Here is a 23,498-nt window from a genome sequence, read left to right as displayed (position 1 = left end):
ATATTAAACAGAAAATAAAGAGGTTCTTATGAACGCCATAACATCTCAAACACTACAAAAAATTAGTAAAGAAGCTTTAGATGATATAAAAAAAACCTTAGATGATTTATCCATTCTAGTTAAAGATATAGTAAAAACGTTGCAAGATGCTAATGTTATTTCTGCTCACACAGGGAAAATAATATCAGCCTCTCTACAGGGATTAATTAATCTTATAAGAGATGTTGTTTATGCAGTACTTTCTTAAAATTAAAATAAAGAGAGGTTATTATGGAAGAGATAAAAAATGAAAAAACATTTTTATTAGATCCAAACATAAAAAAAGACATTTTAAATACACTCGAAAAAGCAGAGGATTTATTAAAAGAAATTCTGACAATCCTTAAAAAGGAGGAAGTTATTAGTGAATCAGGTTTTGATCAAGGAGATAAAATAATTAAATTAATTATAACCACAATTGAGTTTGCATTAAACTATATTTAACAGAATAATTAAAACATCCGTCGCAATTAAAAAATAATTAAATTTAAATATATTCAATCATTATTTTTAATGATTATTTAAAGTTTGATTTTTTATGAATCACTCTGGAATTTTATTCAGAGTGATTCATATATTATTTTTTAAAGCTCTATCAGAAACGAATTTCAGCACCCATTACGTAGGTTCTGCCGCGGGCGGTTTGGGATGAAACCTCGCCATTCGTTATATTTGGTGAAGAATTCATGCGATTCAGCGCTTCAGCATAGCTTTTGTTAGCTACATTCTGCACTGAGAATTTAACAAGGATATTTTTATTCATTTGATAATCTGTATATAAGTCAATAATAGTCGGTATCTTATCATCTTTTACCATTTTCTCCTCAATGTCCCAGCTTACATCTATATCAGAATCCTGATGATAAGATTGTCCCGTATATTTCACTATTGCACCTACACTTATTTTTTCTTCCAATAGCCGAAAGCCAGTATCCAATGTCATATACCACTCCGGTAGCTGAGATGCGGAGCTTGTTCCCATGACAGTTGCCGCTTGTGAGGTAGGTTGCCGTGTCTTCTGATGACTATATGCCAACGAACTATAAAAGATACCAGCATCGTAATTAGCTTCCATCTCAACACCTTTAATAATGACAGGGGTTAAACTGTTAGTATATATATATGTATTAACATCAGCACTTAAATCATTAATATCCACCTCATTTATTGATATATCATTTTTACACATTTTTCTTTCACCACAAAGTGTATATTTATCACTATTAATATAATTTTTAATTTTAGTGTGAAATAGTGCTGCCTTCAGATAAAATGAGTCTCCAGCAACAATTAAATCTGGGCGATAGCTATTAAAACCTATTTGATAAGTATCCGATTTTTCACCTTTAAGAAAAGGGTTGACAGAACTACCTTCTCCGCCACCATAAAATACTTCCTGAATATTAGGTGCCCTCATTGAATGTGTATAACTTACAAATGGCTGAAATTCAGGCATGATTTCTGCTGATAACAAAATACTTGGGTTGATTCCATGATCTTTAACATTCACCGGAGCAGCTCCCTGAGGAAAGCAGGGAATACGAGGGTCACAAGCAGGTTTAAATCCTTTAACATTATAATTTAAATAATTTGCTCCTAAATCAGCCGTATAAATACCATGCTCTATTTTCAATCTACTATAAATGCTATTAATATATTGCTTTCCATTCGGTGAAAATTGGATGTTTTCTTCTTTTACTGTATTTTCAGCACCAAGACCTATGAACGTTTTCTTATTGTATTCAGTGTTCATCAATTTACTACCAAGAGTAAATGCAAAATCAGTATTGCCATAATTAAATCGGCTGGTATTTTTGATATTAATGGCAGCAGATTTATTATGCGATTCACTACCACCTAAACCAGGTATAGCACCAGATTGCACATTCTGATCACTACGCCCCGTACTAAGTAAAATTTTAGTATCAATTAATTCACTAAATGGTGTGTAATGATATTTCAGATAATAATCATAACTATCTACATGACGTTTAGTAAATTTATTATGATAAAAACGCCCAGCTAACTCCAAATCATGAAAATCATTTGGTTTAATATTGATTTTCATCAATTGTGAATTGGGTTTCTGTTTAAATGTTTTATCTGTGCCAAATTCGTCACTGCTAATTCCCATGCCATTTTTATAGTGAGCATCAATACTGTGACCACTCATAGCAAGCATAGCACCAATCGAACCTTCAGTGCTGAATGCCTGCGTTTTTCCTGCAATGGCAATCATACCATTTTTACCTAATCCATTAGTACCATAAGTTGATTTAGTGAGTATACCGAGGTTATTTCCTTCAAAAATAACATCATCAATATCAATAGTACGGAAGTTAGCACTTCCCACCAGCGCATTAACTGAATCCCCATCACTAACCTGCCCACGATTAATATCCGTTCGGATAATAAAATTAGGATCAATTAAGCTACCAAATTGATTATAAGGCTGTTGCCCATGACCATATGGATTCGGAGCAATACCATAAAAACTCTGACTAACGCCATCTACCATCATATTTACGCGGCCAAATCCGCTCATTCCACGGATATTTACAGCTATAGTCCCCTGACTGACATCCATCTGGGTATAAGTCCCCGGCAAACTACGTAATACGCTGTCCATAGATTCCAGTTTATTATCTTCCCCCACAGAACTATAAGCACCGGGTTTTTCCATGGCTTCAATTTGCGGCTTGTTTTTATTATCCTGAGAACCGGAAACTTTTAATGGGCTGAATCGCATGACTTTCTGGTTTTTATTGTCATCTGTGTTTTCAGCGTAAGCGATTCCCTGAAGCCCGATAAATACTGCACTGGCTCCGGCTATTCTTGCCATGATTTTCATTAATATCATCCTAAATTAAAAATATTTATTAAAGCTCACATTGCTTCGCTAATTTTGCGATAGTTTTATTGTTTTTAGGGTGTAAAAACCCTGGATACTGATAACAAATTATCAGTATCCATAATTATTAATATATTTTTATTAATCTTTTAAGTGTGGAAAATATGTTTTAGCATCATCCAACATCAACAGAAAACTATAATCGAAAGCGATATCGTTTATACGATTGAAACGTCCCGGCTTTCCACCGTGTCCTGTATCCATGTTGGTTTCTAATAACAGTAAACTATCCCCTTTTTTCATTTCCCTTAATTTCGCTACCCATTTTGCGGGTTCCCAGTATTGCACCTGAGAGTCATGTAAGCCGGTTGTCACTAATAAGTGAGGATAACGCTGTGGCTGAATATTGTCGTATGGGCTGTAAGATTTCATACGGAAATAAACTTCCTTATCATCCGGATTCCCCCATTCATCATATTCCCCTGTAGTTAAAGGAATAGATGGATCAAGCATTGTCGTCACTGCATCAACAAATGGAACTTTAGCGATCACACCACGGTATAGCTCCGGTGCCTGATTGACTACCGCTCCCATCAGTAAACCGCCCGCACTGCCACCTTCGGCATAAACTCGTTTACTATCGCCATAACCTTCAGCAATTAATGCCTTCGTAGTATCAATAAAATCATGGAAGCTGTTCATTTTATTTTCGAGCTTGCCCTGAAGATACCAATTACGGCCTAAGTCGCCACCACCACGAACATGCACCAGTGCATAAACAAAACCACGATCCAACAGGCTTAAAAGTGCGGAACTAAAATAAGGATCCATGCTGATACCATAAGCACCATAGCCGTAAATCAAAATCGGATTCTGACCTTTTTTGAACAGGGACTTGCTATAAACCAAAGAAACCGGTACTTCTACCCCATCCCGCGCTTTGATCCAAATACGCTGGCTTTCATAGTTTTCTTTATTGAACCCTTTCACTTCCTGTTGTTTCAGCAATTCGCGTTCGCCGGTTTGCATATTCCACTGGAATACTGAGCTTGGTGTTGTCAGGGATGAATAACTATAACGCAGCAAATCCGTTTCTGGCTCAGGGTTATAGTTCAAGGATGCCATATAAGCCGGGTCATCGAATTTAACCTGTTTTTCTTGCTGGGTTTTCCAGTCAATCTGACGAATTGAGGACAATCCTTTAGTTCTCTCCTGTACCACCAGCCACTTGTTAAACAGGCTAAAATCTTCCAGATCAGTATTATCCTGTGGTGCAATTACTGTTTTCCATGGCTTATTAATGGCATCTGTCTGATATAGACCAAACAATGGGTGTTCATAATTGGAACGGATATAAAATTGCCCACGGAAATGGTCGATATAATATTCACGCCCAGCCTGACGGGCAGAGAACATTTGTGGTTCCTGTTGCGGATTATTTGCATCTATCAACCGATATTCTGAGGTTGAATAGCTGGTGATCGAAACCAGAATGTAGTCAAGCGAGGTACTTTTCGAAATTGATAGATAGAAGCGATCATCGTCTTCCTGATAGATCTTTTTATCCTGTTGGGTATCCGTGCCATATTGGTGACGAAATAGCTGGTAAGGCAGCAAGGTTTGTGGATCTCTGCGGACATAGAACAGAGTTTTACCATCATTAGCCCACAAGATATTGCCGGAAGTATTCTCTATAACGTCATTTTGCCACTCACTGTCACCAAAATTTTTAAAAGAAATTTTGAAGTTACGGCGGCCCTGAGTATCTTCAGTAATAGCAATGCGTTTATTGTCTCGGGTAACAGCGAATCCACCGATTTGGTAAAATTTATGGCCTTTCGCTCGTTCGTTACCATCAACCATGACCTGCCAGTCAGTGGAATTATCAACCGGTTTACGCTGATAGATCGGGAAATCTTTGCCTGATTCATAAATGGTGCGATAAATATAACCATTGTAGGTATAAGGTACCGACTGGTCTTCCTTATTCATCCGGCCAACCATTTCGTTATACAGCGTTTCCCGTAGCTCCTGACCAGATTTCAGCATCTCTTTGGTATAGTTGTTTTCAGCGGCCAGATAATCAATAACTTCTTTATTCTGACGCTGGTCATCACGTAACCAATAATAATCGTCAACACGGGTATCACCATGAATAGTTATTTCATGAGGCTGCTTTTTAGCCATAGGTGGTATCATTTTTTCCTCCATCGCGATAGCCGTAACGCTATTACTCAGCAAACTACTACCCAACAAAAAACTGAGCACGGCTTTCTTGGCTTTTGGTGAAAACACCGTTTTATACTGTGACATGCCATTCGTCCTGTTTTTTTATTGTTTTTAAAATCAACTGTTATTGATACAAAGTGAAATCAACCGGTAATTCAACCGTAACACTGCCATTGGTTAAAATAGAATCAGGCGGAATGGGTAATGGCTGCGCCCTTTCCAGTACAAGCCTTGCTTCCCTGTCAAGTGAGTTCGTTCCAGAGCGTCTTACCAATTCACTGTCAATCACATTACCAAATTGATTGACGGTAAATTTCACCATTGGGCGCCCTGTACGTTTTCTCCTCTGAGCATCTGAGGGATATTTTTTATAGCGGTTTAAATGACCACTGACTTCCGCCTGCCAGACAGCTTTAGCATCAGCGGCAGCATCTGAATTACTTTCATAAGAAGCCGCAGTGCGGGAAGTAATGTTATCCGCCGTAGCCGTACTGGTTGTCGGTGCTGCGGTACTTTGTGATTTTTCACTTTCCTGCTCTTTTGCCTGTACGCGCTTAACCGGTTGGGCTTTTTTAGGTGCATCCTGTTCTTTTGGTTTCTTTTTCTTCGTTTTATCAACCAGGAGCATGGCTTCTTCATTTACATCCAGTTTCGGCATATTGACAGCATCAATCTTACTTTCCTGTTGTTCGCTGGTAACAGATAACTGCTGTTCAATACCAATCGGCTGTTTTTCGACCTTGTGTATTGCTTCCGTCTGTAGTGATACTTCCATCATAACTGCGGGCGGAGGTAAAAATTCCTCAATATCAAGATCCTTCGGTTTATAAACCAACCAACCGACCAACAGGACGTGCAATGTGATAGCGGCGAGAAAGGATTTTGTCACGTGACCAACGTGAGTGGTTTGATACGTTGTATACGTCAACATTTCTTATAGCACATTATGTCAAAGATAAATTAAGGGAATGATAATCAATTGGATATATAAATGAAAACTATTTTTATTTATTATTAGCATCACATCCTTGTGATAGATACACCTACTTAGTTACTTTGGCAGTCACTTTGGGTGTAAACCAGACAAAATCAGCGTATTCTTTATTCAAAACAACGCCTTTTTCAGCAATAACCAGCACAACAACCTGTTCATCAGATGCTACTTTTTTCACATGCTGAGGCGCTCCCATTGCTTTTACCGCATGATATCCTCCGGCAAACAGCATTGCAGGTGATGGCGCTTTCATCAATTGTTCTGCCATTCTCTGATCACGAAGCTGCTGAATTTTGCTCATTGCAGAAAGATGTAATTCATCTATATTTCCACCATGGGAATTTTTAATGGTTTCATCAATACGCTTTTTGACATCCTCAGAAACTAAGGAAGTTTTGTCTCCAGCCTTATGGCTTTTATACGCCCGATCAATTTCACTGCGATTCAGGTTAGCGGCTAGCAAGGGATAAGGTGCTTTCACCAGTTCCACAACCAGTTTTCCATACTGTTCCCAAGGCCAGCCTTCCTGCCATGCCAACAGATGTTTAATGCGTTCATCCCTGACTATCGGATCATCCTGCAACCAGCTTTTAACTTTATTGACTCTTTCTTGTTGATCCGGATTAATCATTTCCAGCAATACGGAACCATGAGGCCGTTTTTTCTCCAGCTGCTGAACCAGCCATAATTCAATCTGATGGTGATAAGGGTTATCGTGTTTTTCACCGATAATAATTCTGGGATAGGTTGCCAGTTGGTTAAGTAATTCATCAGAAGTGATGGCTTTGCCTGTTCTCATATCAAGCAACACACCTGATTGGGTTAATTCACCGGAAAGCGTTTGTTTTACTGCCTGAGAGTTATTTTGTGTCGTTGTTGATGTGGCCGCACAACCACCAAGCAGAAAGGCACACGCTAAAAAAGTTGTTTTTATACAGATAGATGTTTTCATTGGCATTCATTATCCAGTTAAAAATTCCCTGCATATTATAGATAATGATAATTATTTACAAATAAAAATACCCCGCCAAACAAGAGCCTGACGGGGTATTTGTCTGTTTATCCCGGCTAATTAATGAAGCCGGGACATTGATACCAATGAATTATAATACCAATCAATTACAGTGGATTAGTCTGCGCTTCGACCGCAGCCAGTGCCACCATGTTAACAATACGGCGAACAGAAGCGATTGGTGTCAGTACATGGACAGGCTTAGAAACACCCATCAGAACCGGACCAACAGTGACGCCATCTGAACTGGTGACACGCAGCAAGTTATAACTGATACGAGCGGCTTCCATATTAGGCATAATCAGCAGGTTAGCTGAACCTTTCAACGGGCTATCCGGCATAATGTCACGACGAATACTTTCCACCAGCGCAGCATCACCATGCATTTCACCATCAATTTCCAGTGATGGTGCCATTTGTTGTACCAGCTCCAGCGTCTTACGCATTTTTTGGGCTGATTCACAGTCAGAAGAGCCAAAACTTGAACGGGACAACAGAGCAACTTTTGGTTCAATACCGAAGCGACGCACAGTTTCTGCTGCCATCAGTGTAATTTCAGCCAGCTCTTCTGGTGTCGGGTCTTCGTTAACATAAGTGTCAGCAATAAAAGTATTGCCCATCGGCAGCAACAAGGCATTCATTGCACCTGCTGTGTGCACACCCTGACGGAAACCAAAGACGTCTTTGATAATCTTATAATGCTCACCATAACTACCGACCGTACCACAAATCAGGCCATCAGCTTCGCCACGATGAACCATGATGGCGCCGATCAGAGTCGGGTTACCAATAACCGAACGGCGAGCCTGATCCTGAGAAACACCACGGCGCTTCATCAGCTGGTAATATTCCTGCCAGTATTCTTTGAAACGTGGATCGTTTTCGTTATTAACGACTTCGAAGTCTTTACCTGCTTCAATATGAAGCCCCTGCTTCTTGATACGCATTTCAATAACGCTTGGACGACCAATCAGAACAGGATACGCCAACCCGAGGGAAACTAATTCCTGAGTCGCGTGCAGTACCCTGATATCCTCACCTTCTGCCAGTACAATACGTTTTTTCTCTTTTTTCGCCTGAGAGAAAATAGGTTTCATGAATAAGTTAGTTTTGTAGACAAACTCATTCAGTTTTTCAATATAGGCACCGAAATCGGTAATAGGGCGGGTTGCCACGCCTGAATCCATCGCTGCTTTTGCTACAGCAGGTGCAATTTTCACAATCAGACGTGGATCAAATGGCTTCGGTATAATGTATTCCGGGCCGAAGAACAAATCCTGATCGCCATAGGCAGAAGCCACTTCCTGACTTTGTTCAGCCAGCGCCAGATCAGCAATTGCGTGTACACAAGCCAGTTTCATCTCTTCATTAATAGTCGTTGCGCCTACATCCAGTGCACCACGGAAGATGAATGGGAAACAAAGCACGTTATTGACCTGATTAGGAAAATCAGAACGACCTGTACAAATAATTGCGTCAGGACGCACAGCTTTTGCCAGCGGTGGCAGGATTTCCGGCTCTGGGTTCGCCAGTGCCATAATCAGCGGATCCTTCGCCATTGTTTTCACCATCTCTGGCGTCAGCACTCCGGGGCCGGAGCATCCGAGGAAAATATCAGAATCAGGAATAACATCGGCCAGTGTGCGGCTACCGTTATCTTCAATTGCGTAATCGGCTTTCGTTTTTTCCATATTTTCTTCGCGACCACGATAGATAACCCCTTTCGAGTCACAAACGACAATATTTTCACGTTTCAGGCCTAAAGCCACCAGCAGGTTCATACAGGCAATAGATGCCGCACCCGCACCAGATACTACCATCCGTACTTTGCTGATATCTTTATTAACAACACGCAGCCCGTTAAGTACCGCGGCAGTACAGATAATTGCCGTACCATGCTGGTCGTCATGGAATACAGGGATTTTCATCCGCTCGCGAAGTTTCTGTTCAATATAGAAGCACTCAGGAGCTTTGATATCCTCAAGGTTGATACCACCAAAAGTCGGCTCCAATGCTGCAATGATGTCAATTAATTTATCCGGATTAGACTCATCTATTTCAATGTCAAAAACATCAATGCCAGAGAATTTTTTGAATAGAACTCCCTTTCCTTCCATTACAGGTTTACCAGCCAGTGCCCCGATATTTCCCAGTCCCAATACAGCACTACCATTGGAGATAACAGCCACCAGATTACCACGGGCAGTATATTTATATGCCGCCAGTGGATCTTCTGCTATTTCAAGACAAGGAGCAGCAACACCCGGTGAATATGCCAAAGCTAAGTCACGTTGTGTCGTCAACGGCTTAGTCGGAGTAACCGTGATTTTCCCCGGCTGCGGAAATTCATGAAAATCAAGGGCACTTTGTTTTAATTTTTCGTCCATCGTCTGATCCTTTGTGAGTCATGTCTAAGTAAAAATCCGCTCAGTATAATAGTTACGGAAGGTTAAATCATGGTGCTAACCGCATTTTTATCAATGATCACGGAAACTTCAGATCATATCCCCTGTTGTTTTCAGAATTCAGGGCAGCCAGCAAAGCAATCATCAAAGAGCAACCTGAAATATAGAGAGTATAAAACGATCTGTTAATGGCTTTACATTAACCAATATTATATAGAAATACGCTAATTATACTCATGTAGAGGTAGCTCCATTTTCTATCCATTAATAACTCACTGAATTAATAAAAGAGACATTTAAGAAACAACTTTAAAATGAGTTTACAAAAACAAAAATTAATCTATAAAATAATCATAAAAATTTGATTGAGAAAATTATTAGCAATTAAGGAAAATCATTTTCTTATGTCTGTGGAATTTATTTCACGTGAATTGATAATCTTATTTGCGATATTTCATTTTTTATATCAGGATATATTTTTGGAATCTCTATTATTGATGATTCAATATACTCTATAAAAATCACACAGCTATTTAACATAAAACAGAATTCTGTTTTTTATGTTTTATCCAAACATAAGATCGGCATTTCTATTATGGGAGAAGGAATATGCATAATCATACAGTCATGATAGTCGATGATCACCCTATCATTCGTCATGGTTTAAAAGGGCTGATTGAATCAGAAAGAGAACTCATTGTGACTGCGGAGACAGATAACGGCGAAGATGCCATTAATATCGCTTGTCAAATAAAGCCAGATATCATTTTAATAGATTTGAAGATCCATGGGCTTTCAGGGATTGATACGATTAAGTCACTACGCCGAAAAGGGCTTGATTCCTATGTTCTGGTTCTCTCAGATTCGGATAATAGAGGTGATATTTATGATGCTGTGGATGCAGGTGCAAATGGTTATTTGTTAAAAGATATTGAACTTAGCCCTCTGTTAGTTAACATTAAAAAAGCAGTAAATGGACAAGCCGTATACAGTGAGAAAGTTTACCAATATTTATCTAACCGTCATCTTTATGTTGATCCTTTATCCAAATTAACCAAACGCGAATTAGATGTTTTAAAAGAAATCTCAGAAGGAATGACGAATAAAGAAATTGCTGACTTTCTTTTTATCTCAGAAGAAACAGTCAAAGTCCATACACGTAACCTGTTGAAAAAACTTAAAGCCCGTTCCCGCCTCGAAGCCACCATTACCTATCTGAAACATAGAAAAGCAGATTTAATATAATATTCGACGCTCAATTCCTACAATGAATAACACAATTTCCCTGATTTTAATTTACAGGGAAATTGTGAATTAAAACCCCTTAAAGTTAATGATAATTAATTCAACTAAATTTATAATAATTTGGCTTATAATAAATAATATTATTATTTTGCAATGAAACTAAGTTTTAAAAGTTAATTTATTCACCAGATATATAGATGGTTGTATTTTGTAAATTTTAACTATCTATTGATATTAAATTAAAGCAAACCAACTTGTGTATAGTTGACCACTGATCAAACCTTGCGGACATTGCTAGCCGGATGAAAACGTAAACCCCGCTCAACCGAAGCAATATGCAAGGTTTGTGTTATCTGGATAAAATGGCAAATTTCCCGCATTATACTCTTCGCCTTTCAGGATTCAGCCAACTGGCTGCAACTTGAAAGTAACAGCGATACCCCATGGGTTGCGCGTTGCATTGCGGTGACAAGAGAACGAATTTCTCCAGCCAGCAAGAGGCAGCTAGAAAAACAACGGGTATATATGTCGGATTAAATCAGGATTAAGGATCTCATAATGTCAGATACCACCTTTCAAAAAACTTTCACTCTGTACGGTATCAAAAATTGCGATACTGTGAAAAAAGCACGTCGTTGGTTGGAAGATCAAGAGATCCCATATCAATTCCATGACTATCGCGCTGACGGCTTATCACCTGATCTACTTCAGCTATTTATTGAACAGTTAGGCTGGGAATCTTTACTGAATACCCGCGGAACAACCTGGCGCAAACTGACCGATGAGCAAAAATCAGCCATCAATAATGCCGAAGCAGCCAAGATTCTGATGCTGGAACAACCCGCTATCATTAAACGACCACTATTAGCGTCTCAAGAAAAAAACACATCGCAAAAAACAGGCAGTTACTTACTGGGCTTCAAAGCTGAACAGTACCAACAGTTTTTTTCATGTGATTCTATCCAATAGTTTCTAAAAGAAAGCTGACAAAACTACAGCTTGAAAACTGTAGGGAATTTCTCTTACAAATATACCCGGTCAATTTCAGGCTGCGTCGGAGCTGCCAAGATACGCAGCCACAAAAACGCCGCCTGAAAGATGACAGGCAGAAAGATCTTCCAACTTAATAGGGACGTATATAATGACTTGTCCAGTAATTGAATTAACCCAGCAATTAATTAAGAGGCCTTCCGTCAGCCCCGATGATCAGGGCTGTCAGGAGATTATGATCCAACGCCTGCAAAACGCTGGCTTTACCATTGAACGGATGCCTTTTGGTGATACCCTGAATTTCTGGGCTTACCATGGAACAGGAGCTACGTTTGCTCTGGCAGGCCATACTGATGTTGTCCCTGCGGGTGATATTTCAGAGTGGCAAAGCCCGCCATTTGAACCAACCATTCGTGATGGCATGTTATATGGTCGCGGTGCTGCGGATATGAAAGGATCTCTGGCTGCTATGGTGGTTGCAGCAGAACGCTTTGTTGCAGAAAATCCTAATCATCAGGGTCGCCTTGCTTTCTTAATTACTTCCGATGAGGAAGCTCACGCGATAAACGGTACTGTTAAGGTTGTTGAAGCCTTAATGGCCCGCCATGAGCGACTGGATTACTGTCTGGTGGGTGAACCCTCCAGCCAAAAGCGCCTTGGCGATATGATCAAGAATGGTCGTCGGGGCTCTCTGACAGCAACTGTAACCATCAATGGTATTCAGGGGCATGTTGCTTATCCTCAATTTGCTGATAATCCAATTAATAATTCACTCCCCTTCCTACAGGAACTCGTCAATACTAAATGGGATGATGGTAATGAGTTTTTCCCTGCAACGAGTATGCAAATAGTTAATATTAATGCGGGTACGGGAAGTAATAATGTCATACCGGGTAAATTAAAGGTTCAGTTTAACTTCCGCTTCAGTACCGAACTGGCAGATACCGAGATCCGCCAGCGAGTTGAAGGCATGTTGAAGAAATATAATCTGAAACATGATATCGAGTGGCGGTTATCCGGTCAGCCCTTCCTGACCTGCAAAGGGGAGCTGGTTGATGCGACAGTTGAAGCTATCAGGCACTATTGTGGATACCAGCCGGAACTATCAACCAGCGGCGGTACATCTGACGGGCGATTTATTGCCAGAACCGGGGCTCAAGTTGTAGAGTTGGGTCCTATTAACGCAACCATTCATAAAACCAATGAGTGTGTCAGCGTCGCTGATCTACAGGAATTAAGCCTTATTTATCAGCGTATCATGGAGCAATTATCAAATGATGACGCCTGAAATGTTGACGGGTCTCTCGACAGAACACCTAGTGGCACTGTCGGGAGGCCACCATTTACAATTTGATGCAACTAAAGCCTTCCTTGCGATGCAACGGGATGCGGCCAATGCTGGCTTTAAATTACAACCAGCCAGCTCGTTTCGTGATTTTACCCGCCAACAGACTATCTGGAATGAGAAATATCGTGGGCAACGCCCGGTACTGGATGCCGATAGTCAGCCTCTTGATATCAGCAAAATGACCGAAGGAGAAATCGGTGAAGCCATTCTGCGCTGGTCTGCCCTGCCGGGAGCAAGCCGCCACCATTGGGGAACAGAACTGGATATCTATGATCCTTTCCTGTTGCCTCAGGGTAAAAAGCTACTGCTGGAGCCATGGGAATATGAAGCGGGTGGTTATTTTGAGCCACTCACTGACTGGTTAACCGAAAATATGTCCCACTATGACTTCTATCGTCCATTTACCCGTGACTGTGCACTGGGTGTAGCCTATGAACCGTGGCATATCAGCTATTGGCCTCTTTCTCATGAAGCAGAATGTCTATTCAATGAGCAGACTCTGTTAAATGCATGGCAGGGTCGTGATATTGCCGGTATTGACTGGCTGACAGCTAACCTTTCCTATGTTTTTAAAAAATACGTTAAAACAGAAGGATAATCATGCACTGGTTAACAGATTATTGGTGGATAGTCCTGCTGTTACTCGCTGGGGTTATTATTAACGCGATAAAAGAACTCAGCCGCCTCAATCCTAAAAAATTTTTGGATAACAAACCGAAACTTCCTCCTCATCGGGATCTTAATGCTTCATGGGATGATGAGGACGACTGGCCTCAGGCGAATGGTAAAAAGAGTGATCATCAAAAGGATGATCAGAAGAAATAACCCAATCGTTCCATTGTCTGGCAAGTATTTCATCAATATTTGCCAGAGCATGGGCCGTTTCTTCCCGCCAGCATTTCAACAATGCTTTACGCCCATTCAGTGATAACTCATACGCACATTGCTCAATCTCTATTTTCTGTTGAAGATGTTTTCTCAACGCCGGTAAAGCCAGATCACTTGCCAACAGCAAACGTTGCAACGCAAAGTAAGAAGACGACAAGGAACGATGGGCAAATGCAAAACCAGCCAGCTCCCGCCAGTCATTTTCATTGAGCTGATGATCATCATTATGCTCAACAGGCAGAGCAAACCCAGTCAACGACTTTAGCCAACTTGCATCACTGGATAACTGCTGCTGCGCAGCCCGGGCCAACCATTCCCCCTGTTCACTCAAGGGCAGAATCGCCATCGCAGCATAACAACCACTACTCGCTTCAAGGTGTGTTCCCATCCGCACTAACTGAAAACCGCATTTCTGCCAAAGTGACCAGAGTTCAGCGGTATAACCAAAACTAACGGAAATGAAGTCCATCTTTTGGGCTCGGGCGGCCTGACACTGCTGAGTAATCAGACGTTGTGCAATCCCCATACGCCGGTATTGTGCCTGAACAGCAATGCGGCTCACTCTTTGTGAACGCATCACTGCTGCCTGCGGAAATCCTGCATGAGCTGCCAGAGACTGAGCTACCAGATTACCTCTCGGGCGACGACGACCAGCCCATATTTCATGTGCCAGTGCCGGAGTTAACCCGCCTTCATTCACCATCCACAGAGCACCAATCAATTGTGGATTAGCATTATCGGAACTGGACATGGCAGCAAGAAATGTCATTCCATTGCCATCCAATAATCGGCGTAAATCGAGGGGAGATGTACGATAATGTGCGCTTGCCAGTAATCCGTAAAACTGCCGCAATAACTGAGATTGTTGTAACCACTCAGCCTGATGAATAGACTGAAAAAACAAACTATTTTCAATATTAGGATTAGGTAATGACGATGAAAACAAATTGCTGTCATCAAAAAGTAGAGCGTTATCCAGCCACTTTTCCAGTGGATCATTTTCAGACCAGCGCATTGGCGTTTTCAGCTCCCTAATCTGACAGTCAGGCAAAGCAGCACAGAATTTCAATAAAAATCCCCGTCCGGTACCTTCGTAACCCTGTACCGTAGTGGTCATTAGTACACGCGGAAAATGTCGAATCAACTCAGATAACTGTGGTGTCGGAATTGCCGCCGCTTCATCAATCAAAAGCCAGTCAGCGTTGCTCTGTTGTGTGTCTGTATTTCCTTGTTGCCGACACGCATTCTCCCGGATAAATTTCAGTAAATTATCAACTGACCAGAATGGTATTTGCTGCGCGCCAGAAACTGTGTCGCTATTCTGAAGGCCATCTTCAAGATTATTATTAAAAGATTCAGCATAGCGCCGAATGACTTCGGTCGTTATTTTTGCCGGAGCACATAACCAGCAGCTTCCCTGCCACTGACGAGCCAGCATTCCTGCCAGTGCAGACTTGCCTCGTCCGCGTGGCGCAGTAACTACCCAGACCCCTTGTGAAACCTGTAGCAATTGCTCAAGAATGAGCTGCTGGCCTGTTGTCGGATTTCCATCAGGCATCTTCCACGACCGGGTCTGAGGCAATAATGATGCCTGAAAAGGCTTGCCCTGCCGCCATATTAAACAATCAGGAGAATTGAGAAGCTGTTGTTGGATATGCTGAATAAAATGGGGGGTTGGGATCACACCGGCAGATTCATTCCAGCGAGAACTGTCTTCATCCGGTAAATCAACCCATTGTGACCAGACAGGAACGCGCATCACCAACCAACTTCCTGCTTTTAGAGTCCCCGCCAGTATTGCTAATGCTTCGGCATTAAAACCACGGGTGGCATCAAAGACTCCGTGCAAAAATTCACGCCCCAGTAAACCAACTGCCTTTATCGGCTCAACATAGCCGGGAGTACCAGATGCTATTGTTATCCAGTCTCCCTGTAGCTGATTTTTCAGAGAGGCAACAATCTGTTCATTCCACTGATTTTCTCCGCTGAGCACCAGTAAACGACGCTGCCCTTGTCGTTGCATCTGCTCCTGCAACGTTTTCCATTCAAAATCCATTCCTGTCATGATTTTCCAATCACAATGGATAATATGCCTGCCGCAATTAATGGGCCAACCGGAACACCTTTAAATAAAGCAACACCAAGCACCGTGCCGACCAGTAACCCGGCTACGGTCGATGGCTGATTTGACATCAGGGATACTCCCCTGCTTCCCAGCCATGACACAAGAACGCCGACAGCAATAGCAAGCAATGATTTCCAGTTTAGAAATGAGCTGAATATATCCTGTGCAGATATTTTGCCACTTGCGATAGGAGCCATGACACCAATGGTGAGTATTAAGATCCCCAGTGTTAGACCATATTTTTCAACCCAGGGGAAAAATTGATTCAAGGGAGTGATTCGGACAATAAGCAAAAACAACATTGCTAATGTTACCGTCATGTTATGACTGATAATTCCAAGCCCTGCCAGTACTAACAAAATGAGTAAAGTAGGATCAATGTGACTCATCATTTTCTGTTCCATATATACATCCTGATATAGAGCAGAATGATAACTTAATTATTAGACAGGTAAGTAGAAATATTAATATCAGTGGAAATATAGTCAATGAATCACTATATTTTATAAAAAATAGTTGCGAATACGTAGTTAATCTTTCAAATTATCTTTCTGACAGATATTGATGCTTTTACAAGGTGAATGCGGAAAGGTCACGAGGCACTTCCTCGGCAACAGGAAGCGTTCATACAGGAAATATGAAAAAATCAGCACTTTTAATCACAATCAGTATGTTATTAACAGGTTGTACTACTCAATGGATACCAGCAAGGAGCAATCCAACACCTTTTCATGAAGCAGATTTGGAGTGTCAATCAAACGCTCTACAGCAATTCCCGGTGAAAAATGAAGTAGCCCAAACTTCTCACCTCAAAACCGTCAGAAATTCCTGTGGTAAAGATTGCACATATATGCAAAGCGTTCCTATGACTGAAAGTTATATCATTGATGTTAACGAAAGTTCCAGAAATCAGGTCTATAGTTTTTGTATGCAGCAAAAAGGCTGGAAGCAAAAAACAAATTACTGGCTGTAACCTACCATAGCTGGGTATCCGCCCTGAAATCATCTTTTTATGAAATCAAAGGTGCTCTAATGTACAGAGCACCTTTGTTTTTTATACCCGCATGTTTGATACAAAATTAGCCATCATTCAAGCAAGGTAATCGTTTGCGTCATTAATCCAAAATAACGCCAATCCGGTGAGCTACCTCTTCGTACGCTTCAATTAAGCCACCAAGACTCTGGCGAAAACGATCTTTATCCATTTTATCCATTGTCTGCTTGTCCCACAGCCGGCTGCCATCTGGTGAAAATTCGTCACCCAGCACAACTTTCCCTTTAAACAGGCCGAATTCCAGCTTAAAGTCCACCAAAATTAAACCGGCATCATCAAATAACTTACCCAAGACTTCATTAGCTTTATAGCTCAGGCGCTTCATCTCAGCTAAATGCTCTTTGCTGACCCAACCGAAAGTTTCGCAATAAGATTCATTCACCATCGGATCATGCTTATCATCATCTTTCAGAAACAAATCAAACAAAGGAGGATTCAGTACCATTCCTTCTTCCACGCCAAGACGCTTCACCAGCGAACCAGCCGCACGATTGCGGATAACACATTCAACCGGCACCATATCAAGCTTCTTAACCAGAGATTCATTATCTGACAGCAACTGTTCCAGTTGAGTTGGAATACCCGCCTCTTCCAGCTTACTCATAATGAAGTGGTTAAATTTATTGTTTACCATTCCCTTACGATCAAACTGTTCAATGCGTTCACCATCCAATGCTGATGTATCATTACGGAATTCCAGCACAAGCAAGTCAGGATTATCAGTGGCATACACTGTTTTTGCTTTTCCACGATACAACTCAGCTTTTTTCTGCATATTACACTCCAGAGATATGACATCTTTAAACGGACTATTAAACAAAAAATTTACTTAACTATATACACAATGGATTTCAAGATGCGTCGCGGCGGCAAGAGAGTGAACCCCCGGGAGCATAGATAACTATGTGACCGGGGTGAACAAACGCAGCCAACAAAGAGGCAACTTGAAAGACAAAGTGTATAAAGGGGCCGAAGCCCCTTTATATATTATTTAACTGTAGCTTTGCTAAATGCTGCTTGTAGCACCTCTACCATTTGATCATTTTCGGACTGAGTCAGCGGTTTACCTTTTTCGCTGATAAATTGCAGGCTGCTCCGGTTATCCAAATCGCCTACCTGTAACTTATAGTTGCCTTCGCTGATAGTTGGTGCTTCCACACCTAATGCTTTCCAGCCGGAAGAGGACAAACCTTTATAAGTAACCTCTATCGCACCAGTCGAACGGGTACGATCGTTCACCTGCATACCTATGCTTTCCAACGCGTAAGGCAGCCTGTTCCAGATTACGTTATATGGTGCACGGACGATAATTTGTGGCAATCCTGTATTATCACCGCCACTTTGTACCGATAAAGCGCCATCATCCTGCGTATTATGCTGCGCTGAAGCTTCTTTTTGATCGTTCAGATAACCAGTCAGCGCATTTAGCATCAAGGTGTTGTAACGCTGGATTTCCGACGGTGTATTAACCGCTTTATCACCCTGTTCCAGACCTGCACCTGAAACTGTTAAAACAATTTGGTAACCCTGCTGAACCACAGAAATGTGGTAACGAACCTTATAAGGAATATTTTCATCTGATCGAGGCCACAAAATCCAGTCAGTTGTCAATGTCTGGGCTGTATCATCTTTCTGGCTAATCGGATAGCCTTTTTCCGCCAGAAAACTATTTACTTGTGACCACAATTTGCTGTACTCAGGGGTATTTTCAAGCAACAGCTTACTGCTTTGTACGCTATTTTCAACACGGGAACCCGCTAATAGCGCCACGGCCTGCAACGGTGGGCGTATATCAACCGATTTTCCGACATTCCCTTGTGGATCCACAGATGGAATATCATATTCACCATTTTGCAGAGGTAAGTTCATCCCAGCAGGAACATTCAATAACTTCAGAGGGGGGGTATCAAGATAAGATTCATCACCACTCACTTGATGTTTATAGCTCTGATCGCTGGAACAGGCTGCCAGCAAAACGACCAATGACAGGCCAGCAACCTTCATGACCTTCGATTTTTGCAATAATGTTGCCATTAAAATTCCCTAAATTTTACAGTAATTCAGCCATTTTCAAGGCATTCTCAACTGAAATTTGCCCTTCTTGCGTCAGCGGAACCATTGGCAGACGCAATGTGTCGCTGGCAATCAGTCCCAGTTTATGACATGCCCATTTAGCTGGTGCCGGGCTAGGTTCAACAAATAGTTTATGATGCAATTCCTGTAGACTACTGTTCAGGCTACGCGCTTTCGCAAATTCACCACGAGAAGCCAACTGACAAATTTGTGCCATTTCTGCTGCCGCTACATTCGCTGTTACAGAAATCGTTCCTTTTCCACCAAGATACATAAAGTCGAGAAAACTTGCATCATCACCACTTAGCAGAATAAAACTTTCATCATTAACCAGTTCTTGGATCTGGCTGACACGACTTAAGTTCCCCGTTGCTTCCTTGATTGCGACAATATTTTTCAGTTTCGCCAGACGTGCAACAGTCGGTGGCAGCAAATCACATCCGGTACGCGATGGTACATTATACAGAATTTGTGGTAAGTCGGTATTCTCAGCTATTGCTTTATAGTGCTGATACAAACCTTCCTGCGAAGGCTTATTATAATAAGGTGTCACAGACAGGCAACCAACAACACCTGTATTTTCAAAGCATCGGGTCAGCGATATTGCTTCCGCAGTAGCATTCGCACCTGTTCCGGCAATAACAGGAATACGACCATCAGCTAATTCGAGTGTTGTCAGTACAACATCGACATGTTCATCATGGTTAAGCGTGGCACATTCCCCGGTTGTTCCGACAGAAACAATTGATGCCGTACCACTGGCAACATGGTAATCAATCAATTTTTTCAAACTGCTCTTATCAACCCGGCCAGTTGAATCCATCGGTGTGATTATCGCAACCATACTGCCTGTAAAATCGAAGTGACCACTCTCCATTACCATTTCCTCTAAAATGAGTCTTACACTACAAATAAGAAAATCATGGTACTTTCTTGTCATAAGGAAGGAAACTCTTTGACCCTATGATTTCGATGATTTTTGTTAATATCAAGTGCAGACAATTAAACAGAGATTATAATCATGCTCCATCTATTATAAATGCCATTGACCTTCTCTTGATCATTTTTTATGTTTAGTAGCGACATGTACCCGCAGCCATCGACCATAGATAAGGAAAATCGCTTTGCCGAAATCAAAACAACATTTTTTAGTGCTCACAGCTCTTGGTGTAGATCGCCCCGGGATCGTCAACACCATCACCCGTCTTGTTAATACATGCGGCGGCAATATTGAGGACAGCCGTCTGGCAATGTTTGGCGAAGAATTTACCTTTATTATGTTGCTGTCCGGTAGCTGGAACGCGATTACCCTGATTGAATCGACCCTGCCACAAAGAGCCGCTGAACTCGAATTACTTGTTGTAATGAAGCGTACCCGCAGTGGCGCGGCAAAAAAATTCCCCTCCACTATTTCAGTTCGGGTAGATGTGGATGATTCTCCCGGTATTGTCGAGCGTTTTACTAATCTGTTCACAACCCAGAATTTCAATATTGCTGAACTGGTTTCAAAAACTCACCCCGCTACTGAAAATATGCCTGCACGGCTGCAAATACAAATCACAGGCCATAATCCATTAGATGATAAAGGTGTTGTATTTAAGGAAACCTTTCAGCATCTATGTGCAGAATTAAATGCTCAAGGCAGTATCAGTGTACAGGAAGTGTTGGGCGACAATACGGTTGACTGGATAAAAACAAATAATGATAAAAAAATGAAATAGATATTTTTGATTAACTGTATCTATAAAAAATAGAGAGAAAAAGCAATGTCTTATTCAATCGGTGTACTTGCTGGAATGGGACCAAGGTCAACGGCACCTTTTATCGATATGCTCGTTAATGCATCTCAGTCTCTTTATGGTGCAAAAAACGATATAGATTTTCCCAAAATGCACATCATCTCTTTACCTACTCCTTTTTATCCGGGGCAAGCTATTGATGATGTGAAAATGGTGCAAGCATTACAAGCGGGTATTGCAGATTTAGTTAAAGCAGAAGTAAATCTTATTGTGATTCCCTGCAATATTGCGCATATATATTACCGTGAAATAGAAAAGGCCAGTATCGGTATACCAGTCTTACATATCGCTGATTGTGCACTCCAAAAAATAACTCCTGATGACACAAAAATAGCAATCATTGGTACAGAACCCACAATTGAAGCCGGATTCTATCAGGCCCGTATTCAGGCGGTAGGGAAAGAACCTGTTTCATCGGCAGAATTGCGTAATCACACAACAAAGCTGATTACGTTAATTAAAGAGAAAGGGTTTGAGCATGAGGAGGTTGTCGCTATCTGGGATACAATATTATCCTGTGCGCAAGCATTAATGGTACATGTATTACTGATTGCCTGTACTGATATCAGTCCCCTTATAAAAAACAAGAGAAACCAGTCACTGAAGATAGTGGACACAGCTTCCAGTCTGGCGGAAGCTACTATTCATTCATTTTATGAATTGAGGGGCAACCCAAAAGATTAAAAATATACATGTAGTGAACATATAAGAATATTAGTGTATAAAACCAGTTAGATAAAAACGACTAAACGGAGAATGCGTGATGAGTCCATTGAAAGCCGGAGATAAGGCACCACAATTCAGCCTACCTGACCAAGATGGTGAAAACATTAACTTATCTGACTTCAAAGGTCAGCGTGTTTTAGTTTATTTCTACCCCAAAGCAATGACCCCAGGCTGCACTGTTCAGGCATGTGGTTTGCGCGATACGATGGATGAACTGGAAAAAATTAATGTTGCCGTATTAGGCATCAGTACAGATGCTCCCGAGAAATTATCCCGATTTGTCGAGAAAGAAATGCTGAATTTTACTCTGCTTTCCGATGTTAATCATCAAATTGCCGAACAGTTTGGTGTTTGGGGTAGAAAACAGTTTATGGGCAAAGTCTATGATGGCATTCATCGCATCAGTTTTCTGATTGATCCTGCGGGTAATGTTGAACATGTTTTTGATAAATTCAAAACAAGCGATCATCATCAAGTTGTTCTGGATTATCTGCAACAGCATTCATCCTGAAACCTAGATGTAGCTGGTAGCTGATAGCAAGGCAAGTAACACACTCCTCCGTCTGACTGACGGAGGATGCCACAGACTCCTATAAAACAAATTAGCTGTTTTTATGCCTTCCCTGCACGATCAGTGCAATCGCAGAAACTATATGAAGTAACGACATGCGTATAATGTGGCTTGCCATCACAATGCCTACATTAACTTTCATCGCCATAGCGGCAAATAGCATTGCTTCCATACTGCCGGGTGCCCATGAAAGGATCAGCAAGTGCATTGGGTAATCCATCACCTGTGCCGTCACTGCTGCAACTAAAACTGTGATGGTCAGTGCGATAAACACAGATTGTATGGAAGACCAAATATTACTAATCAATGCTGAAAACGGAAACGCACTAAAATACAAACCAATCCTCATGCCCATTAACCCCATTGATAATAAACTGAGCAATTCAGGCAGCTTCAGTGTTACATCAGACAGATAGTGAACAATAATAGCAACAACCAATGAAGTCAGCATATAGGGTGCCGGAATATGTAAACGCTCCAACAAAACGCCGACGATATAACCTCCGGTGGCAATCAGGATCAACCAGCCAATAATGCCGGGTGTATAAGAAAAAGGTGCTACTTCAATCACTGGAGGAGGATTTAATCCGGTAATAATCCCGGCAATAATAATCAAAACGACCAAACGAATGGCATGGGAGATAACAATTTTCTGTGGTGGTGTTTTGGAGTGTTCAGTCAGCACTAAGATCGCAGCCAGCGCACCGGGAACAGCGCCCAATACCGACTCTGTGCGTGTCCATCCCATTTTCCGGTGAAACCAAAAATAGCCGACATTAAATTGCAGAATCAGGCAGATTAATAATGCGGGGAGTAACATCAGGATATCACGCCCTTCTTCCATCGGTAATCCTTTGACCATCAACCCGATAGAGCTTCCTAATACAATTTGAACCACCGTCAGACTGTGTTTTGGTGCTGTAAGTGATATTCTCAGCCGGGATGCAATAATAACAGCCGCCATTGCCCCAAACATATATGCCAGAGGTAGCCCCAGCAGTGACAAAACCCATCCTAAAAGCATGCAAGGTATAACACTTAAATAGCTTGTCAAAATGGTAGGAGTATCAAAGAAACTCGATCCTAAATTTGCGAAATTTTTGTTCCCAAAACGCAAAATCACAGAAAAAAGGATCGAGTCATGCTCAT

At 41.4% G+C, this 23,498-nt stretch carries 22 protein-coding genes; 11 read left to right on the top strand and 11 right to left on the bottom strand.

The window, feature by feature from the left end:
• The first annotated feature begins 28 nt into the window (after positions 1-28).
• Together AACX68_RS17755 and AACX68_RS17750 are read left to right on the top strand one after the other, a co-directional pair.
• Positions 29-247 (top strand): hypothetical protein, encoded by a 219-nt coding sequence (locus tag AACX68_RS17755; protein ID WP_228860005.1) that lies wholly within the window; start codon positions 29-31, stop codon positions 245-247.
• A gap of 23 nt (positions 248-270) precedes the next feature.
• Positions 271-483: a hypothetical protein gene (locus AACX68_RS17750; RefSeq protein WP_228860004.1), complete on the top strand. Its 213-nt coding sequence runs from the start codon at positions 271-273 to the stop codon at positions 481-483.
• Positions 484-634: 151 nt separating this feature from the next.
• Here the strand turns inward: AACX68_RS17750 and AACX68_RS17745 are convergent, their stop codons facing one another.
• The 5 genes from AACX68_RS17745 to maeB form a co-directional block, all read right to left on the bottom strand.
• Positions 635-2,890, bottom strand: coding sequence for a TonB-dependent receptor domain-containing protein (locus AACX68_RS17745; RefSeq protein WP_228860003.1), 2,256 nt, complete (start codon positions 2,888-2,890; stop codon positions 635-637).
• Between the two features lie 141 nt (positions 2,891-3,031).
• Complete coding sequence (locus AACX68_RS17740) at positions 3,032-5,203, bottom strand: S9 family peptidase (protein WP_370630306.1); 2,172 nt, start codon at positions 5,201-5,203, stop codon at positions 3,032-3,034.
• Positions 5,204-5,243: 40 nt separating this feature from the next.
• Positions 5,244-6,050, bottom strand: a complete 807-nt coding sequence (locus AACX68_RS17735; RefSeq protein ID WP_099110902.1) for an energy transducer TonB family protein — start codon at positions 6,048-6,050, stop codon at positions 5,244-5,246.
• Positions 6,051-6,162: 112 nt separating this feature from the next.
• Entirely contained in the window at positions 6,163-7,071 is a 909-nt protein-coding gene (locus AACX68_RS17730) for a ChaN family lipoprotein (protein ID WP_228860002.1), read from the bottom strand.
• Between the two features lie 161 nt (positions 7,072-7,232).
• Positions 7,233-9,512 carry an NADP-dependent oxaloacetate-decarboxylating malate dehydrogenase gene (gene maeB / locus AACX68_RS17725; RefSeq protein ID WP_228860001.1) on the bottom strand — a complete coding sequence of 760 codons (2,280 nt, stop codon included), beginning with the start codon at positions 9,510-9,512 and terminating at the stop codon, positions 7,233-7,235.
• A 627-nt stretch (positions 9,513-10,139) separates the two neighbouring features.
• Between maeB and AACX68_RS17720 the strand changes: the two genes are divergently transcribed.
• The 5 genes from AACX68_RS17720 to AACX68_RS17700 all read left to right on the top strand — a co-directional run bounded on the left by AACX68_RS17720 (position 10,140) and on the right by AACX68_RS17700 (position 13,938).
• Positions 10,140-10,775, top strand: coding sequence for a response regulator (locus tag AACX68_RS17720; protein WP_099110899.1), 636 nt, complete (start codon positions 10,140-10,142; stop codon positions 10,773-10,775).
• A 558-nt stretch (positions 10,776-11,333) separates the two neighbouring features.
• Positions 11,334-11,744, top strand: coding sequence for an ArsC family reductase (locus AACX68_RS17715; protein WP_228860000.1), 411 nt, complete (start codon positions 11,334-11,336; stop codon positions 11,742-11,744).
• Positions 11,745-11,916: 172 nt separating this feature from the next.
• Positions 11,917-13,053 (top strand): succinyl-diaminopimelate desuccinylase, encoded by a 1,137-nt coding sequence (gene dapE, locus AACX68_RS17710; protein ID WP_228859999.1) that lies wholly within the window; start codon positions 11,917-11,919, stop codon positions 13,051-13,053.
• Positions 13,040-13,711: a M15 family metallopeptidase gene (locus AACX68_RS17705; RefSeq protein WP_228859998.1), complete on the top strand. Its 672-nt coding sequence runs from the start codon at positions 13,040-13,042 to the stop codon at positions 13,709-13,711. Before dapE ends, AACX68_RS17705 begins: the two co-directional genes overlap by 14 nt.
• 2 nt (positions 13,712-13,713) lie before the next feature.
• Positions 13,714-13,938 carry a YpfN family protein gene (locus AACX68_RS17700; protein ID WP_228859997.1) on the top strand — a complete coding sequence of 75 codons (225 nt, stop codon included), beginning with the start codon at positions 13,714-13,716 and terminating at the stop codon, positions 13,936-13,938.
• On the opposite strand, the gene AACX68_RS17695 is transcribed toward AACX68_RS17700, so the two are convergent.
• Both AACX68_RS17695 and AACX68_RS17690 read right to left on the bottom strand, forming a co-directional pair.
• The gene (locus AACX68_RS17695) at positions 13,853-16,066 is read right to left on the bottom strand and encodes a tRNA(Met) cytidine acetyltransferase TmcA (RefSeq protein ID WP_228859996.1); all 2,214 of its coding nucleotides are present in this window, start codon (positions 16,064-16,066) and stop codon (positions 13,853-13,855) included. The genes AACX68_RS17700 and AACX68_RS17695 overlap by 86 nt on opposite strands.
• Positions 16,063-16,515 (bottom strand): DUF441 domain-containing protein, encoded by a 453-nt coding sequence (locus AACX68_RS17690; RefSeq protein ID WP_228860006.1) that lies wholly within the window; start codon positions 16,513-16,515, stop codon positions 16,063-16,065. The genes AACX68_RS17695 and AACX68_RS17690 overlap by 4 nt, the downstream gene beginning before the upstream one ends.
• 248 nt (positions 16,516-16,763) lie before the next feature.
• Between AACX68_RS17690 and AACX68_RS17685 the strand changes: the two genes are divergently transcribed.
• On the top strand, positions 16,764-17,099 hold the full coding sequence (locus tag AACX68_RS17685; protein ID WP_099110893.1) for a hypothetical protein: 336 nt from the start codon (positions 16,764-16,766) through the stop codon (positions 17,097-17,099).
• Positions 17,100-17,241: 142 nt separating this feature from the next.
• On the opposite strand, the gene purC is transcribed toward AACX68_RS17685, so the two are convergent.
• From purC to dapA, 3 genes are all read right to left on the bottom strand, one after another.
• On the bottom strand, positions 17,242-17,955 hold the full coding sequence (gene purC, locus AACX68_RS17680) for a phosphoribosylaminoimidazolesuccinocarboxamide synthase (RefSeq protein WP_228859995.1): 714 nt from the start codon (positions 17,953-17,955) through the stop codon (positions 17,242-17,244).
• Between the two features lie 212 nt (positions 17,956-18,167).
• Positions 18,168-19,214, bottom strand: a complete 1,047-nt coding sequence (bamC, locus tag AACX68_RS17675) for an outer membrane protein assembly factor BamC (protein ID WP_228859994.1) — start codon at positions 19,212-19,214, stop codon at positions 18,168-18,170.
• Positions 19,215-19,230: 16 nt separating this feature from the next.
• Complete coding sequence (dapA, locus tag AACX68_RS17670; protein WP_099110890.1) at positions 19,231-20,130, bottom strand: 4-hydroxy-tetrahydrodipicolinate synthase; 900 nt, start codon at positions 20,128-20,130, stop codon at positions 19,231-19,233.
• Between the two features lie 247 nt (positions 20,131-20,377).
• Here dapA and AACX68_RS17665 point away from each other — a divergent pair, with 247 nt between their 5' ends.
• From AACX68_RS17665 to bcp, 3 genes are all read left to right on the top strand, one after another.
• Entirely contained in the window at positions 20,378-20,974 is a 597-nt protein-coding gene (locus AACX68_RS17665) for a glycine cleavage system transcriptional repressor (RefSeq protein WP_228859993.1), read from the top strand.
• Between the two features lie 45 nt (positions 20,975-21,019).
• Positions 21,020-21,736, top strand: coding sequence for an aspartate/glutamate racemase family protein (locus tag AACX68_RS17660; protein WP_228859992.1), 717 nt, complete (start codon positions 21,020-21,022; stop codon positions 21,734-21,736).
• A 79-nt stretch (positions 21,737-21,815) separates the two neighbouring features.
• Positions 21,816-22,289, top strand: coding sequence for a thioredoxin-dependent thiol peroxidase (bcp, locus tag AACX68_RS17655; RefSeq protein WP_228859991.1), 474 nt, complete (start codon positions 21,816-21,818; stop codon positions 22,287-22,289).
• A gap of 91 nt (positions 22,290-22,380) precedes the next feature.
• On the opposite strand, the gene AACX68_RS17650 is transcribed toward bcp, so the two are convergent.
• Positions 22,381-23,498: AbrB family transcriptional regulator (locus tag AACX68_RS17650; protein ID WP_339389373.1), on the bottom strand; the 1,118-nt coding region annotated here is incomplete at its 5' end.

The organism is Xenorhabdus sp. PB61.4 (assembly GCF_963894935.1).
Lineage (GTDB): Bacteria > Pseudomonadota > Gammaproteobacteria > Enterobacterales > Enterobacteriaceae > Xenorhabdus > Xenorhabdus stockiae.
This window is presented reverse-complemented; position numbering and strand designations above follow the sequence as displayed.